This window comes from Lysinibacillus sp. CTST325 (assembly GCF_054665055.1).
The window spans coordinates 62559-77998 of record NZ_BAAFHO010000008.1 but is presented as its reverse complement, the minus strand read 5'-3'; the positions used below and the strand labels follow the sequence as shown (position 1 = coordinate 77998).

The window sequence follows — 15440 nt, the reverse complement described above, 5'->3', positions numbered from 1 at the left end:
ACACGTTATGGTCATTGTCCTCTTTTTTTTATGAAATAGTTTCCTGTATAATGGGAAACAAAAATGCGTATAGAGGTGTAGTTATGTCAAATGCTGTAATCTTAGAAGAAACAATTTACCAATGGTTTGATCATTTTCATAAATACCCAGAGGTAAGCTGGAAGGAATTCGAAACTACTAAAAAGATTGCGTCCATTTTAGATGAGTTAAACGTATCCTATCGTTTGTTAGGGGATGTTCCAGGGCTAATTGCTGAAATTGGTACAGGTGATGAAATTGTTGCTGTACGTGCAGATATAGATGCTTTATGGCAGGAAGTGGATGGGAAGTGGCAAGCGAACCATTCGTGTGGACATGATGCAAATATAACGATGGTACTTGGTGCTTTATTACTGCTGAAAGACCGACCATTGCAACATCGTGTTCGTTTTATTTTCCAGCCTGCTGAAGAACTTGGGAATGGCGCTTGTGCAGCCTTTGAGCGTGGAGCTGTTGATGGCGTATCGCATTTATTTGGTGTTCATCTAAGACCAATTGAAGAGCTACCGCTTGGCAAGGTATCACCTGCTATCCATCACGGTGCAGCTTATTTTTTAGAAGGAACAATACGAGGCACTGATGCCCATGGTGCTAGACCTCATCAAGGGAAAAATGCAATCGATGTTATTATGGCCGTACAACAAATGCTCCATAGCATACATTTATCACCTTTTGAGCCTCATTCTGCAAAGTTAACGAAGATTGTTGCAGATGGTGGTAGTACAAATATTATTCCAGGTACTGCGAGCTTCTCGATGGATATTCGAGCGCAACGTAATAACCAACTAGAATTACTTCGTAGTCGTATTGAGTTTGGCTTAACATCAATCCAGCAGCAGTTTGAGATTGATATGGACTGGAAATGGATAGATTTCACACCTGGTGCTGAAGTTTCTTCAATTGCCGCGCGTATGGCTAAAGACGCAATTATTGAAACGCTTGGGGAAGAGCATTTAGCTGGGGAAATAACAACACCTGGAAGCGATGATTTTCATTTTTACACAGTTAAAAAACCTGAACTAAAAGCAACGATGGTTGGTATCGGGGCCAACTTAACTCCAGGATTACATCATCCAAAAATGACTTTTGAACGAAGTGCATTAATGGATGCTGCAAAAGTACTTGCTTGTGTGTTAGAAAAAAAACCAGAATACGAATAATGATAGCGAGAGGGAGCTATATCAAAAGTGCAAAATTCTTTTGATAAAGTTCCTTTTTCTTTTCTTTTTTTGTAGAAATGTATGAATATTTTGCATTGTCCTTAATAGCTATTTGAAAGCGTTTTTATGCGCAAAAACAGTCGAAATCGCTCGAGAAGCATAAAATTTTTGCGTTGACTTTTAATTTTTTGAATATTATGCTAAAAAACGTAAAAAAATATTTGCGTCTTTGACAACCGAGATTGGCTATTGGTGCAAAAAAAGGGGATGGATGATATGAAAAAGGATATTAATGCTGGTTGGGCACTTCTGACTTTTTTAATAATGATTATAGCTATGCTAATTACAGTAGTTGTGTTAGAGCAAAGTCCTCACGTACCTCTTATTATTGGAACAACTGTAGCAGCCATTGTTGCTAAAATGCATGGATTTAAGTGGATAGAAATTGAGGAAATGATGTATAAGGGGATACGTCTAGCTTTACCAGCGATTGTTATAATTATTTTAGTAGGTTTGACAATTGGCGCATGGATTGGCGGCGGTGTTGTCGCAACAATGATTTATTTTGGTTTAAAATTAATTTCTCCAGCTTGGTTTTTAGTAACAATCATGCTGTTATGTGCTATTGTATCACTGGCAATTGGTAGCTCATGGTCGACGATGGCAACAATCGGTGTTGCTGGTATGGGTATCGGTTTAAGTATGGGAATCCCTGCAGCAATGATTGCTGGAGCAGTTATTTCGGGTTCATACTTTGGTGATAAAATGTCACCATTATCGGATACTACTAATCTCGCAGCAGGTTTAACAGGCACAAACTTATTTGATCATATTAAGCACATGCTTTATACAACAATTCCAGCTCTAGTCATTGCAATTGTTGTATTTGGAATTATGGGAAGAAGCTTTGCAGATATCTCCATGAAATCAGAAAGTATTTTAACAACATTAAAAGTAATGGAGGACAGTTTCGTTATTTCTCCTTGGTTATTGCTTGTACCAGTTGGTGTAATTGTATTGGTAGCGAAAAAAGTACCTGCGATTCCAGCTTTAGTTGTCGGAATAATCTCAGGATTCTTACTACAAATCTTCGTACAAGGCGGTACACCTACAATGGCTGTACATGCTTTACAAGAAGGATTTGTGATTTCAACTGGCAATGACATGGTGGACAACCTATTTAACCGTGGTGGTTTAGATTCGATGATGAATACGGTTTCAATGACAATTGTAGCTATGACATTCGGTGGGGTGTTAGAATATTCCGGCATGTTAAAAGCACTTATGGATGTCATTGTGAAATTTGCTAAATCTACAGGAAGCCTAGTTGCTTCAACGATTGCTGCGTGTATTACAACAAATGCTACATGTTCTGAGCAGTATATTTCAATTGTTGTTCCATCACGTATGTTTGCGAATGTCTATCAAGAGCGTGGCCTACATTCAAAAAACTTATCTCGCGCGTTAGAGGATGGGGGCACACTTACTTCTGTATTCTTCCCATGGAATACTTGTGGAGTCTTTATTTTAGCAACATTAGGTGTAGGGGCAATGGAATATGCGCCATATGCAATTATTAATTTCCTGGTACCTATTATTTCAATTTTTTATGCATATATCGGATTTGCGATTGTTAAGCTGACACCGGAAGAAATGGAAGCAGCAGAGAAGCGTAAAAAAGAGCAAGAAATAAATGATGCTGAGATGGTCATGGCTGACTAAATCTCTTCTGATAGTTAACTAAAAGTCTCGCGGATGCAAGGCATCTGCGAGAGCTTTTCTATAAAGGCTAACGGACCTGCATCGGTAAAAAAGCCACGTCCTGGCACTGCCGAAATGACCGACATTGTGTCGGCCCTTGTGCAGGCCTAAGCACAAAGCTGAATCTGGGACGCAATTATGCCGAGGTATAATGGATCTTAGTAGATGGCAAAGTTCAATTCATATATTGTACGTGGGCGACCTTGTTGGTGTGTCATTTCTTCACCAACTACTTTAGCATAGCCGTTATCCACTAATTTTTTAATAATGCGCTCTGTAGTGCGACGTGTAACTTGTAAGTATTCTGAAAGATTATGGGATGTAAATTGCGCTGATTGTCGCTCTCGGCTAAAATGAATGATCTTGGAAATATTTAATGGACTTAAGCTTGTTTGCTTTGCCATTTGTAAAACATAAGGGTCATCTGTTTTTAAAGCTAGTTTTACTTCCGATTTTGGAAATGGACCTAGTAAATTTTTATGTTCATCTAGTATATAAATTTCACAAGGTTTAGCAAATGTTAAGGCATTCTTAGCATTTTGATTAGCCTCAAATATTGAATGACCATAACCAAATGCTAGCTTAAATGGCTTATCAGTTTGATGTAATAAGTTCTGTAAGGTCTCTTTTTCAAGTGCCCTTTGCAAATGTCCAGCTGTCGTATATAGCTCAAAAGAGTATGCTGAAATTTCTTTATAAGTTGCATGTGTAGCTGCTGTGATTTGCGTTAACAGGTTATAGTCTATAGGTTTATCTTCAGGAGCTTCCAATAGTCCAACAACTGCTTTAACAGATTCGGATTTTGAAAGAAGTGATTGGGATTTCGTCTCCTCTAAGCATTGAATAATGGAGTTAGTTGCATCTAACATGCGCATTGCAGGTATTGGAAGAGCTTGTAATTCATCAAACACACTATGGATACTTGTTATGACAAAGTCAATGCTATTAGCCTCCCATAAAGCTATATGATGCTGCAATATAGATCGAGTAGGTTTAGTAATAGAAATAGGCTGAATATATGGTTTTGGTCCATAATACTCTATTTCTGTTAGAACATTTTCGACTATAGCAGGATTCATAACATCAATGGAAATTCTATTTAAAGGTACTGCATGATTGGCTATAAGCGATAGCAAAGTTGTGGAAATTGCCGTCTCATCTTGTTTTATATAATTCCAAGGTATGGGCAGTTCTGACAGTGCAGATTGGGCATGTAAATAGGGTAGTGTTCCTCCGAATAAAAGGGCATCACATGGCTTCATTTCCTTTAACAAAGCGGGAGCCTCTGTAGGTTGCTTGTAAAGATAAAAATCTATTTGAATATTCTCTATGTTTTGTGCGATACTATTTATACGCTTCATAAATGCTTTAGAGCAAATAACCGCTATTTTAGTAGACATAGGCAACGTTCCTTTTCTTCTATATTTTTTCAATAATTAACGACGTATTAGCGACAACTATATTATACAGGAGACTGATAAAAATGAAAATCCAACAAGTAGAAATTTTTGCAATCCATTTACCACTTATTGATCCATTTATCATCAGTTATGCTACATATGATACGATGCCTTCTATTATTTTGAAGGTGACGACAGACACAGGTATTGTAGGCTACGGTGAAGCAGTACCAGATGAGCACGTAACAGGGGAGACGTGGGAGAGCACATATGCTGTATTAAAGAATCAGCTTGCTCCGGCAATCATTCGAGAAAATCCAATGACCTTTGAAAAGCTTCATGATAAATTGAACAAAGTTGTGAAGGATGTGCCGGCAGCGAAAGCAGCGATTGACATTGCTTGTTTCGATATTGCAGGCAAAGCGTTACAAGTTCCAGTGTACCAACTATTAGGTGGACGTTATCATGAGAAATTCCCGATTACGCATGTGCTGAGCATTGGAACACCTGAGGCGATGGCAGAAGAGGCGGCTAACCGTGTAGAGATGGGCTATCAATCATTTAAAATGAAGGTAGGAACAGAGGTAGCTCGTGATGTTGCTCGTATTAAAGCGGTGCGTGAACGTGTTGGTGAAGACATCGCCATTCGTGTAGATGTAAACCAAGGATGGGGCAATGCGTCCACTACATTACAAGGCTTACGTGCATTAAAGGATTTAAATATCGATTGGTTAGAGCAGCCAGTAGATAGTGAAGATATTGATGGCATGGTAGAAGTGAAGTCGAAAACAGATGTCCCATTAATGATTGATGAAGGACTTCGCGGTGTACGTGAAATGCGTGAAATTATTGCAAAGCGTGCAGCAGATAAAGTCAATATTAAATTAATGAAATGCGGTGGCATTTATCCTGCTATGAAACTAGCAGTAATGGCTGAAATGGCAGGTATTGAATGTCAAATCGGTTCAATGGTAGAATCATCAGTTGGTTCAGCAGCTGGCTTCCATGTAGCATTCTCTAAAAAAATAATGACAAGTGTAGAATTAACAGGTCCATTAAAATTCTCTAAGGATGTCGGAAATTTACACTATGATGTTCCATTTATTTGTTTAAATGAAAAACCAGGATTAGGTGTTGACGTAGATGAAGCGATCCTTAAAGAATTATGTAAGTTCTCAACAATTGTAACAGCTTAAGGAGGCGGCGAAATGGAAAGAATTTATGAAGGCATGCTTGGTGAAACGCCGTTTTTTGTGACAACATTAAATCTTCAGCATTTGCAAGAAATTGAAAAATTACAGCTTGAGGTTTATGAATCCTTAGCAGACCAAAGTATATTACAACCATTAAGCGCTGAGGAATTTGACTATATTTTAAGTGGCAATGGCATGATGATTGGTGCTTACGTAGGGGATGAGTTAATTGCCTTTCGCGCACTATTGAACCCACCTGTTGATGACGAGCACCTTGGCTATGATTGTAGGATTGCCGAGGATGAATTTCATAAAGTTTTATATCAAGAAATATCGAATGTCTCACCAACATATCGTGGCTATGGATTACAAAAAACATTAGCCCAAGTTGTCATGAGCCATATCGATTTAGAAAAATATGATTATGTATGCTCAACAGTAAAGCCATATAATATCCCTAGCTTGAAAGATAAATTTTCTCAAGGGTTAGTTGTAAAGGGATTAAAGATAAAGTATGTAGATAAGCTACGATATGTTTTTTATAAAGACTTGCGACAAGAGCTACCAACCTTTACAGAAAAGAAGACGATTTCGATGGATGATACAGTTGGTCAGCAACAGCTTTTGAAGCAGGGATATATAGGTACTTCTATGTATGAGGATCAAAATGATTGGTTCGTCGTTTATGAAAAATAAATAATAGTAAAAAGCCTTACCTTGTCGACAAAAGAATAATATATAAATTAAGGCGGATCAATAAACAATGGTTGATTTTCACTCCGAGTTGGCGCTTTCCGCGGGCTTGGCTTCAATCTCCTCGTCACTACGTTCCTGCGGGGCTTTCAGCTCAAGCTAATCCCGCAGGAGTCGCCACTCTCCGTGAAAAATCAACAGCTCCTCATCATTAGTATGAGTCGACAAGCTGATCCAAAATAGTATTATAGCCATGATAAAAAAACAAATCCATGTAAAAATAACAATAAAGTTATTTAATTTTCAAAGCAAAGCCCAACCACGTTCTAATTATAGGACGGGGTCAAAAATATAATTGTTTAATTATATAACAATGACTGATAATAAGGGTATACAGTTACAATTTACATTAAAGTTGTTTTTTTAGTCATTAAATTTAGAATTGATGATCTCTCCATCAGTTGTTTGGACCACTAACGGCTCAACAATTTTTTCTAAACCTATCTTTATAAAGGGGAGTCTCGTTTTTTTTCCTTTATCGACGACCTTAACTGTGATTTCAGTGGTCCCTATGGTCTTTACATCTTCTACTTCCAGATGCTTTCCTTCATATTTCTCGCCTAACTGAATATGAATTTGTTTCATTCCTTCAGAAATCGTAGATACCTCGTAGTAGGAGGATGTATCGTTACCAGCCGCAATAACGCCTTCTTCATTGATCCAATAGCCTTTATCTAAAGTGATCGCCCAACCGATAATAGCAAAAATAAGGACCGGGACTATAAACAAGATTGATTTATCCACTTTGTTAAATTCAGATTTTTTTAAGCCTTTCGTAAAAGGAAGTAACAACGTCCCAGCTATTGCAGCTATCAAAATACCTACTCCAATAATGCCATAACCCATCCCTTCAAAGCCTCCCACTTTGAACATTCCGTATAGGACAGTAAACACAGCAATTAAAAATGTCACAATCGGAGCCAAGTAGAACTTTCCTGTTTTTTTCATAGCTATTAAAGTAAAAAGGAAAATACATGCCCCTATAATGAAACCAACTAAACTTATCGTTCCCAATTTGTTCACCCCATGTATTAATGCATTAATAGAAAATCGAGATAAATGTATCTAAAAAAAATATAATCCCCAAATCAAAAAGAATTGAGAGTATAATCCACCTCTTGGTAAAAAAGGTCATCGTGAATACTGATAAAAAAATAGCTACTGGGAAATAGAACATGAAAGTGACATTTTTGATATATTCAATGGCTGCATCAGCAGACAGTTCCCAGTTATAAAAGTGAAAAGAAGAGTATATGATAAAAAATAAAATGAGGGCTCTAATGGAAATAAATAACCATTTAAGGCCATGATTAAACTGAACTAATTTCTTTAATGGCTTTATTTCTACTTCTTCACTCTGTTCTAACATCGGGTAAATTTCTTCAGCTAATTCATTAAATAATTGCCTACACTCACTACAGTCTTGAATATGTTCCAAAACCACATCTTTTGTTTCCTGTTCTAGCTCATCAAATACAGAGATTAACTCCCGCGAAAGAATATGAATCTTTTGGGAATCCTCCATCTTTTTCACCTCTTTCTAGCCATCTGTTTTCTCATCCTAAATATCTTGGACTTTAATGTAGGGATAGGTATATCCAAAAGTGTACTTATTTCTTGATAATCATAACCATAGTGAAACTTAGCTAAAAAAATGGCCTTATCACTCGTAGATAAATAACCTAATATAGTTATAATTTGGGAATTTATTATTGCTTTTGATTCAGGTGTTTGATTATCAATTAATAAGCTCTCAATTACACTTTCATCATGAAACAGCGCTGGTTTTCTTTTTTTGTAATGATCGAGGAGTGTATTTTTAGCTGCTTTCACTAACCAGCTTTTCATATAAGTAACTTGTTGAATTTTTGATGGATCCGTTAAGATTTTTGCAAATAACTCTTGAATGATGTCATCGGCTACGTCATAACTTTTAGTCAATCCAATTAAAAAATTCCGCAAATATGTGTAATGCTCCTCATAAATCTCTTCAATCACCTCAAATGGATTTTGATTAATCATTTTTATCCTCCGTAAGATATCGCGCACTAAAGAGACGACTCAAATTGGAAAAAGTTTTAACTTTTTTTAGTAATAGTAAAAAATAAAAAGAATCCAGTTTGAATAAAAAATTGATCAACATGGATTCTTTTTCATTAATATTTTTGATGTGAGGGATAAGACTTTTTTATTTCATCGGGCAAAAGCCACAAGCCATTAAGCCAGGTATGTCTTTTGAAAAACAACATGATTTTCGCACGGGGACGTTCACTAAATCAGTAGGGCTTTGACCTCCTGTATATTGTGCCCACCAAGATTTGTTGGAGAAACGGGCCCATGTTTTAGGGTCCTCTAAAGCTTCAATATCCTCCATTGCTTGATCGGCTAGACCGGGATTAGAAAGCAATATATGATAATGCCATAGTAGATATCCAAAGAAATTCTCCCAAATAGTAAGAGGGGAAATAGATGTTACTTTACGGAGCTGTTGAACGATAACATGCCCATCATATAGAATCTTCTCAATAACGGTTTGACGTTCTTCCTCCTCGACATAGCGCCAATCATTTGGGTTCACAAACATTGCGACTGTAAAACTGTCGAATTCTTTTGCTGCATCAAAGCGAAGCTCGATTGGCTTACCGGCCCACACCTCGTCGTAGGCAGCTAGCATGTAAAGTTGCATAGCGAAAAACATACCGTAGCGGCGTGCAAAGTGAGAAATAGCGGCTGTTTCCGTTGCTGCGTCTGTAATTCCCATCATAAGGTTTAAAAAGTCAGGATGATAAAAGTCCTTATGTATATCCGCTAATGTAAATAATGTCCGCTTTGGTTCTGTCGTATAAATGCTATAGGAATTCAATTGTCGAACTTGATCCATCGTTAATGCTGGCATTGTCATCACCTTTTCTTTCAATCTTCTGCTACTACAATTATAAATTAATCATTTTTGCTTCACAAATGGAATGCAATATAGTAAAATGCATTAAACATATCTGAAAGGTAGGTTTTGAAATGTCGCAGCCTCATGCAATTCCAAGGCCGCTCGTTGAAGAAGGTATAAAAAAACTTTAAAAAATTTTCAGATTAATGTTGACTTTATAATTGATAATGATTATCATTATCGTATAAAGATTATTCCTCCTCTACAATACAGTGTAGAGAGGATGAACTTTAGCTACTTTTCTCCAGAAGTTTGCTAGTTCATGATAACGCTCCTAAAACCCCCCTCATTTTTTGGGAACGTAAAATCTCTAGACGACTCACTCCATTGTGATTGAGTCGTCTTTTTTTGATTGGAACTGCCATTGTTCCGATAAAACGAGATATTGTTCCGATAAAACGAGATATTGTTCCGATAAAAGCTAAAATTGTTCCGATAAAATGAGATAATGTTCCGATAAATCTTCAAAGTATTCCTATAAAAATGAACTCGCCATAATGTGTGGTTGATTTCCGTTCCGGTTAGGCGCTTTCCTGGGGGCGTCTGATGAGCCGCTTCGCTTCGCTCCAGGGTCTCGGGCCAACACGTTCGTTTCTGTATCTCTAATCCCCGAGGAGTCGCCCAGCCTCCACTCCAATCAACACTAATATATAGCGTACATTTAAAAATATGTAACCTTTGATTATTATACCAAAAATTACAATTTAATGTATAATATACCTTAGTTAAGAAGGGGTGATTATTTCATGTTTTCTATTAGAAACTTCGAAGGTAATGAAAAAGAGTTTGAGTTCTTTCTAGATATGTTATATGAATCTATTCATATTCCTGAGAATAAACCATCAAAAGAAGTTTTACTAAACTCGCCTGGCATAAGAAAATATCATGAAGGTTGGGGGAGAAAGGGAGATACAGTTTTGATTGCTTTTGACGCAGAAAATCAAACTGTTGGTGCAGTCTGGTACAGATTGTTTGATGAAAATAATAAAAGTTATGGATATATTGATGGCAATACGCCTGAAATAGGAATTGCTGTTTCAAAAGACGTAAGAGGAAGAGGGGTAGGCACTTTACTGATGCGTAAAATAATTCAACAAGCGCAGGATGAAGGATACAATAGCATTTCACTGAGTGTAGACCTTGAAAATAGTTCGGCCATTAATATTTATAACGAACTAGGTTTTCAAGATTATGAAGTAGTAGGAACATCTAAAACAATGATTTACAAATTATAGTGCTCTCTATAATAAAAAATGTACACTACTAAAAGTAAATTTAGTAATGTACATTTTTAATATTACTGAGTAGTGCTACTGCTATGAACAGCGCTTCTCTTCCCGAGTATCATCGTATAGTAGCTATGTAACAGCATACCAACAATGATGACCCCTAGGCCCGCGAGTGCAATTGGATTTGGGAATGCAATGTCGAGCAATAATACTTCACCAATAATGACAAAGAGTATTTCCGTCGATTGTGTTGCTTCGACTGCTGCAAGCTTGCCTTGGTGATCGCGAACACGGTCCGTTGCAATGAAAAATAAAGTTGTAGCGATAACACCAGAGCTTATACCTACAAGCAAAGATTGCATCACTTGGTTCATGGAAGGAAGCCCAACCGTTGCTAATGCATAAATAGCTAGAATAATCCATGCAGGCAGCGAGGCGATGGTCATGCCAAGAACTCGTTGATATGTATCGATGCGTCCGCCACAGAGTTCCATCATTTTGCGATTACTAAGAGGGTAGGCAAATGCAGCGATGACAACAGGTAAAATACCAAGCATTAAACTTTTAAACGGAACAGATTGTGCCTGTGGTATTTGAATAAGTAAAATGCCGACTAAAATGACACATGAAATTAATAATGAAATAAGCGGTATTTTTTGACGTACTGTTTTCCCAGCTACTACTGAAACAAAAAGGGGAGCTAGTAATACGCCAGCGACAATTGTCAATTGCCATGTTCCAGAAACGAGCCAACCTGGACCGAATGCTGCTGCAAATGTCAGTGGTGCATAAAACAATACGAATCCAATAAAGCTCCAAAGTAGCCAAGCGACAGGCTGTGCTTTCATTTCACCTGATAATTGGGTAAAACCTTTTCGATAGAAGACAATCACAAGTAAAAACGGGAGCATGAAGAAATAGCGCAGAGATGCACTCCAAAGCCAGCTACCACCTTGCATTTCCATTGCATGATTTAATATAAAAGTAACAGCAAAAAAAAGTGAGGCTAAAATGCCTAATGCAATTTCTTTCAATAAATTCACCTCAAAATCCTTTATGTAATTTGAAAATTCAGTTATTAATTTCGGAAAAATTATGAAGAAGGGGTAGTCCCTTCTTCATAATTATTTTCCTTGTTGTTCAAAGAGCTGTACGATTTCGATAATCACTTGTGTAGCTTTCTCCATCGTTTCTCCAGATACATATTCGAATTTACCGTGCATATTTTCGCCACCTGCAAAAATGTTTGGTGTTGGTAAGCCCATGTAAGAAAGCTGTGAACCATCAGTGCCGCCACGGATTGGTAATGTAATTGGAGTAATATCTAACTTTTCCATTGCAGTACGTGCAATGTCAACGATTTCTTTAACAGGCTCAATTTTTTCGCCCATATTATAGTATTGATCTTCCATAGTAATGCTTAAAGCATCCTCGCCATATTGGGCTTTAATTTTTGCCGCAGCATCAAGCATTAACTGTTTTTTCGCTTCGAACTTTTGACGATCATGGTCACGGACGATATAAGAAAGCTCAGTATGCTCGATCGCACCGTTAAAGCCCATTAAGTGAATAAAGCCCTCATAGCCTTCCGTTTTTTCTGGTACTTCAGCAGTAGGCATTTCATTTTGGAAAGCGATCGCCATTGTGATGGCATTGACCATTTTATTTTTCGCAGAACCAGGGTGTACACTCGTACCTTTTGTCACAACCTTGACGCCTGCAGCATTAAAGCTTTCGTATTGTAGCTCGCCAAGTGGTCCGCCATCCATTGTATAAGCATAGTCGGCTCCAAATGCAGCCACATCAAATTTGTGAGGACCGCGGCCAATTTCTTCGTCAGGTGTAAATGCTACACGCAATTTACCATGTTTAATAGAAGGATTATTTACTAAGTATTCCATAGCCGTCATAATTTCTGCGATACCAGCTTTATCGTCAGCACCTAATAACGTAGTACCATCCGTTGTAATTAACGTTTGACCTACATAATTTTTAAGTTCAGGAAAATCTGTTGGCGACATCGCTAGATTTTCATTGAGCTGGATCGCCCCACCATCATAGTTGTCAATGCGCTGTGGATTAACGTTTGTGCCAGTAAAATCTGTTGTCGTGTCCACATGTGCTAAAAAGCCAATAGTAGGCACTTTTTTATCTGTATTTGCTTCGAGTGTCGCAAATAAATAACCATTTTCATCTAATGTAATGTCAGTTAAGCCTATTGCAGCAAGTTCATCTTTTAGTACATGCAATAAGTCAAATTGTTTTTGTGTTGAAGGAGTTGTTTCGCTTGTGAAATCAGATTGTGTATCAATTTTTGCATAACGAATTAAACGCTCGATTACTTGTTCTTTCATAAGTATGGCCTCCTAATGTGTATGTTTAACTTCTTTCAGCTTCCGGACGTAATTATGCCGAGTCATAATTGATATTATTGTAACACTTTACTTCGGATTTCGGAATATTGAGAAATACTTAAGGCAATGAGTATTTGGGCACTGTAATATGTCAACATAATAAACTCATGTGAAAAAGGTAAAGGCATAACAAATTTATTAATAGCTAAATAGGAATCTGATAAAATAAAGAGCAGAGCGCCAATCGTTGCAAATGTAGAACCTGTACGAATCGCAGTCCAACCCATCGTTAATATGACGGAAATATAGGCGATAACCGCGATACCAAGCACGATATCTCCTGATGAAAACACTGTACCTGCAATCCACAGAGCCATACTTGCACCGTAAACGAGTAAGACAATCTTCGCCCAAGTAGGGACTTGTCGTTCATTAGTAGAAGAAAAGGCCAGGATATAAAAAATATGCCCAATTAAGAAGCTTGTTAGCCCAATTAGAAACCACTGTAGCGTATAATCGCCGACCATACAAAACACAAGTCCGATGACAATCAGTAGTTGATACTTTTTAATGCCTAAATTTTTTGATGTAGCGGCTAAGATAATGATTAAAAACATTGGAATAACTTTAAAGATCAGTATCAAGCTTTCTGCAATATGGGGCAGGAAAAAAACATAATAAAGACCGAACAAAATAATAAATGCTATTAAAATTTTTTTAGACAAATTTCTCATCTCCTTTTCTTTGAAATTCTTTATCTATGTAACAATTTCCTTTATTCTTTTGTAAAGGAAATGTACGAGAGGGTACTCATTCATCTTATGTATGAAACTTTTTTGGTATGTAGCCGTAAATAAGTGGACAGTAAGGTTAGAGAGGGTGAACAAAATGACTAAGCTATTAATAGCTTCGGCAGTCATTGGGCTAATCGCGAGTGTTTTATTAACACCGCTTATAACAAAAAAACGAGAAGATGGCGGATCTAAAAAGGTCATTGGATACTTCTTTATCGGTGTATTTGTACTAGGGTTTTTAGCTACTGGTATAACAGTATATGTGACAAAAATGGATGTAAACTGGCTTGCTTTTTGGCCCGCTATTATACTATTAACATTAGGCGGCGCGCTTCTTGCAGGTGGTATAGAAAGAAAAATAAAAGGTGTTTTATTTTTAGCTAGTTTAGGTGTTGCAGTGTATGTATTATCAGCTCCTTTATGGAATGCTAACGAAAAATTCAAATCAGCTGAAATGAAGGAAGAGGTTGAAATAAAACCATTCGATGAAACACAAACACCAGCTAGTGTTCCTCCTAAATTTGCGCGCAATAAGATGAAAAAAGCGTTCGGACAAGTACCGAATACGAGTTATTATGAGCTAGGGCGCTTACAAATTCAAAAAGTGAATGGTGAGTATGTTTATATTGCACCAGTTGAGTTCTCTGGTTTCTTCAAGTGGATGAACGGCGGGTCGACTCCTGGTTACTTTATGATGAGTGCAACGGATTCGGCGGATAATCCTAAATTTGTTAAGCAGGAAATGAAGTATGTTCCGTCTGCTTATTTAAATTCAAATTTAGAGCGTCATATACGTTTACAACATCCATTCCTTGTTTTTTGTGGAGATGTACAACTTGAAATAGATGATGACGGTAAACCATACTATATTCGTTCATATGGTGAATTTATTTCAGCACGTAATGGCTTCGATGTAAAAGGGATCGTGCTTGTAGACGCGCTAACAGGAAAATCAGAAGTTATTAAGCTGGAGGATGTCCCAGAATTTATTGATGGAGCGGTTTCTCCAGAGACAGTAAGCTTACAAAATAGCTATTTCGGTAATTATGTAAATGGATTTTGGAATAGTAAGTTTGGTAAGAAAGATGTAAAACTTCCTTCTGATGAGGGAACAGAGGCAAATGTAAGCCCGATTTTTGACGAGAAGGGCGATATGTATTATTTCACAGACTTTACGAGCCCTAAAGAGGGTGTCGATTCAATGCTTGGCTATTCCTTAACAAATGCACGAACAGGTCAAGCAACCTATTATACTGGAAATCAAGACGCTTCTTATATGGATTCACAAGGTAACTTGCAAATTATCGAGAAGAAATTTATCGAGAAAAAATGGTCTGGAGAAATGCCGGTGTTGTATAACTTTTACGGCGAAGCTAGCTGGCTAACCGCGGTACTTGATTCAAATGGTTTCTTACAAAATTATTTCATCGTATCTGCGGCAAATCCTGAAATTTCCGTATATGCGACAACTCCTAAAGAGGCATTAAAATTATATAAAACAGCCTTAAGTCGCGGTGGAACTACAGTCGAAGGAAGCTCACATGCGGAAGAGAAAAGTGCAAGTGGCAAGGTGCTTCGCGTTTACAAGGAACGTCTCGGAGACTATACAGTTGTATCATTTTTACTAAATAACGGTGAAAACTATTTAGTAAGCTCAGAAACAGAACCGCTTGCAATTTATTTGCAAGAAGGTGATGATGTTATTCTCACTTACGGTGATACAGGAGAGCAGTTCTTACCAGTTCGATCATTGATTATTAAAGGATTAAAATAGAAATAAATCAATTTGAATGAAGAAAAAAGACGATCTAGT

At 37.3% G+C, this 15440-nt stretch carries 14 protein-coding genes; 6 read left to right on the top strand and 8 right to left on the bottom strand.

Annotation, left to right across the window (positions count from 1 at the left end; genetic code table 11):
* The first annotated feature begins 83 nt into the window (after positions 1 to 83).
* Positions 84 to 1199, top strand: a complete 1116-nt coding sequence (locus ACYQ73_RS17625) for an amidohydrolase (RefSeq protein WP_460013698.1) — start codon at positions 84 to 86, stop codon at positions 1197 to 1199.
* Between the two features lie 276 nt (positions 1200 to 1475).
* On the top strand, positions 1476 to 2921 hold the full coding sequence (nhaC, locus tag ACYQ73_RS17620; protein ID WP_460013697.1) for a Na+/H+ antiporter NhaC: 1446 nt from the start codon (positions 1476 to 1478) through the stop codon (positions 2919 to 2921).
* 197 nt (positions 2922 to 3118) lie between these two features.
* Here nhaC and ACYQ73_RS17615 read toward each other — a convergent pair whose 3' ends face one another.
* The gene (locus ACYQ73_RS17615) at positions 3119 to 4321 is read right to left on the bottom strand and encodes a hypothetical protein (protein ID WP_460013696.1); all 1203 of its coding nucleotides are present in this window, start codon (positions 4319 to 4321) and stop codon (positions 3119 to 3121) included.
* 122 nt (positions 4322 to 4443) lie between these two features.
* On the opposite strand from ACYQ73_RS17615, the gene ACYQ73_RS17610 reads away from it, so the two are divergent.
* Positions 4444 to 5556, top strand: coding sequence for a mandelate racemase/muconate lactonizing enzyme family protein (locus ACYQ73_RS17610; RefSeq protein WP_460013695.1), 1113 nt, complete (start codon positions 4444 to 4446; stop codon positions 5554 to 5556).
* 12 nt (positions 5557 to 5568) lie between these two features.
* A complete protein-coding gene (locus ACYQ73_RS17605) occupies positions 5569 to 6249 on the top strand; it encodes a GNAT family N-acetyltransferase (RefSeq protein ID WP_460013694.1) in 681 nt (226 codons plus the stop codon).
* A 420-nt stretch (positions 6250 to 6669) separates the two neighbouring features.
* Here ACYQ73_RS17605 and ACYQ73_RS17600 read toward each other — a convergent pair whose 3' ends face one another.
* The 4 genes from ACYQ73_RS17600 to ACYQ73_RS17585 form a co-directional block, all read right to left on the bottom strand.
* Positions 6670 to 7329, bottom strand: coding sequence for a YesK family protein (locus ACYQ73_RS17600; protein ID WP_460013693.1), 660 nt, complete (start codon positions 7327 to 7329; stop codon positions 6670 to 6672).
* 16 nt (positions 7330 to 7345) lie between these two features.
* Positions 7346 to 7831, bottom strand: coding sequence for a zf-HC2 domain-containing protein (locus ACYQ73_RS17595; protein WP_460013692.1), 486 nt, complete (start codon positions 7829 to 7831; stop codon positions 7346 to 7348).
* 5 nt (positions 7832 to 7836) lie between these two features.
* Positions 7837 to 8328 (bottom strand): RNA polymerase sigma factor, encoded by a 492-nt coding sequence (locus tag ACYQ73_RS17590; RefSeq protein ID WP_460013691.1) that lies wholly within the window; start codon positions 8326 to 8328, stop codon positions 7837 to 7839.
* A 166-nt stretch (positions 8329 to 8494) separates the two neighbouring features.
* A complete protein-coding gene (locus ACYQ73_RS17585; RefSeq protein WP_460013787.1) occupies positions 8495 to 9202 on the bottom strand; it encodes a Fe-S oxidoreductase in 708 nt (235 codons plus the stop codon).
* A 794-nt stretch (positions 9203 to 9996) separates the two neighbouring features.
* Between ACYQ73_RS17585 and ACYQ73_RS17580 the strand changes: the two genes are divergently transcribed.
* Positions 9997 to 10485 carry an N-acetyltransferase family protein gene (locus tag ACYQ73_RS17580; RefSeq protein ID WP_460013690.1) on the top strand — a complete coding sequence of 163 codons (489 nt, stop codon included), beginning with the start codon at positions 9997 to 9999 and terminating at the stop codon, positions 10483 to 10485.
* Positions 10486 to 10547: 62 nt separating this feature from the next.
* Here ACYQ73_RS17580 and ACYQ73_RS17575 read toward each other — a convergent pair whose 3' ends face one another.
* From ACYQ73_RS17575 to ACYQ73_RS17565, 3 genes are all read right to left on the bottom strand, one after another.
* Positions 10548 to 11513: a DMT family transporter gene (locus tag ACYQ73_RS17575; protein WP_460013689.1), complete on the bottom strand. Its 966-nt coding sequence runs from the start codon at positions 11511 to 11513 to the stop codon at positions 10548 to 10550.
* A 90-nt stretch (positions 11514 to 11603) separates the two neighbouring features.
* Positions 11604 to 12833, bottom strand: coding sequence for a peptidase T (pepT, locus tag ACYQ73_RS17570; RefSeq protein WP_460013688.1), 1230 nt, complete (start codon positions 12831 to 12833; stop codon positions 11604 to 11606).
* Positions 12834 to 12907: 74 nt separating this feature from the next.
* Positions 12908 to 13567, bottom strand: coding sequence for a lysoplasmalogenase (locus ACYQ73_RS17565; RefSeq protein WP_460013687.1), 660 nt, complete (start codon positions 13565 to 13567; stop codon positions 12908 to 12910).
* A gap of 154 nt (positions 13568 to 13721) precedes the next feature.
* Between ACYQ73_RS17565 and ACYQ73_RS17560 the strand changes: the two genes are divergently transcribed.
* Positions 13722 to 15401, top strand: coding sequence for a hypothetical protein (locus tag ACYQ73_RS17560; protein ID WP_460013686.1), 1680 nt, complete (start codon positions 13722 to 13724; stop codon positions 15399 to 15401).
* The last annotated feature ends 39 nt before the right edge of the window (positions 15402 to 15440 follow it).

What these genes read in the sequence shown, in the direction of transcription:
- ACYQ73_RS17625 (WP_460013698.1), top strand. Translation starts at nt 84, where the DNA reads ATGTCAAATGCTGTAATCTTAGAAGAAACAATTTACCAATGGTTTGAT.
- nhaC (WP_460013697.1), top strand. Translation starts at nt 1,476, where the DNA reads ATGAAAAAGGATATTAATGCTGGTTGGGCACTTCTGACTTTTTTAATA.
- ACYQ73_RS17615 (WP_460013696.1), bottom strand. Translation starts at nt 4,321, where the DNA reads ATGAAGCGTATAAATAGTATCGCACAAAACATAGAGAATATTCAAATA.
- ACYQ73_RS17610 (WP_460013695.1), top strand. Translation starts at nt 4,444, where the DNA reads ATGAAAATCCAACAAGTAGAAATTTTTGCAATCCATTTACCACTTATT.
- ACYQ73_RS17605 (WP_460013694.1), top strand. Translation starts at nt 5,569, where the DNA reads ATGGAAAGAATTTATGAAGGCATGCTTGGTGAAACGCCGTTTTTTGTG.
- ACYQ73_RS17595 (WP_460013692.1), bottom strand. Translation starts at nt 7,831, where the DNA reads ATGGAGGATTCCCAAAAGATTCATATTCTTTCGCGGGAGTTAATCTCT.
- ACYQ73_RS17590 (WP_460013691.1), bottom strand. Translation starts at nt 8,328, where the DNA reads ATGATTAATCAAAATCCATTTGAGGTGATTGAAGAGATTTATGAGGAG.
- ACYQ73_RS17585 (WP_460013787.1), bottom strand. Translation starts at nt 9,202, where the DNA reads ATGCCAGCATTAACGATGGATCAAGTTCGACAATTGAATTCCTATAGC.
- ACYQ73_RS17580 (WP_460013690.1), top strand. Translation starts at nt 9,997, where the DNA reads ATGTTTTCTATTAGAAACTTCGAAGGTAATGAAAAAGAGTTTGAGTTC.
- pepT (WP_460013688.1), bottom strand. Translation starts at nt 12,833, where the DNA reads ATGAAAGAACAAGTAATCGAGCGTTTAATTCGTTATGCAAAAATTGAT.
- ACYQ73_RS17565 (WP_460013687.1), bottom strand. Translation starts at nt 13,567, where the DNA reads ATGAGAAATTTGTCTAAAAAAATTTTAATAGCATTTATTATTTTGTTC.
- ACYQ73_RS17560 (WP_460013686.1), top strand. Translation starts at nt 13,722, where the DNA reads ATGACTAAGCTATTAATAGCTTCGGCAGTCATTGGGCTAATCGCGAGT.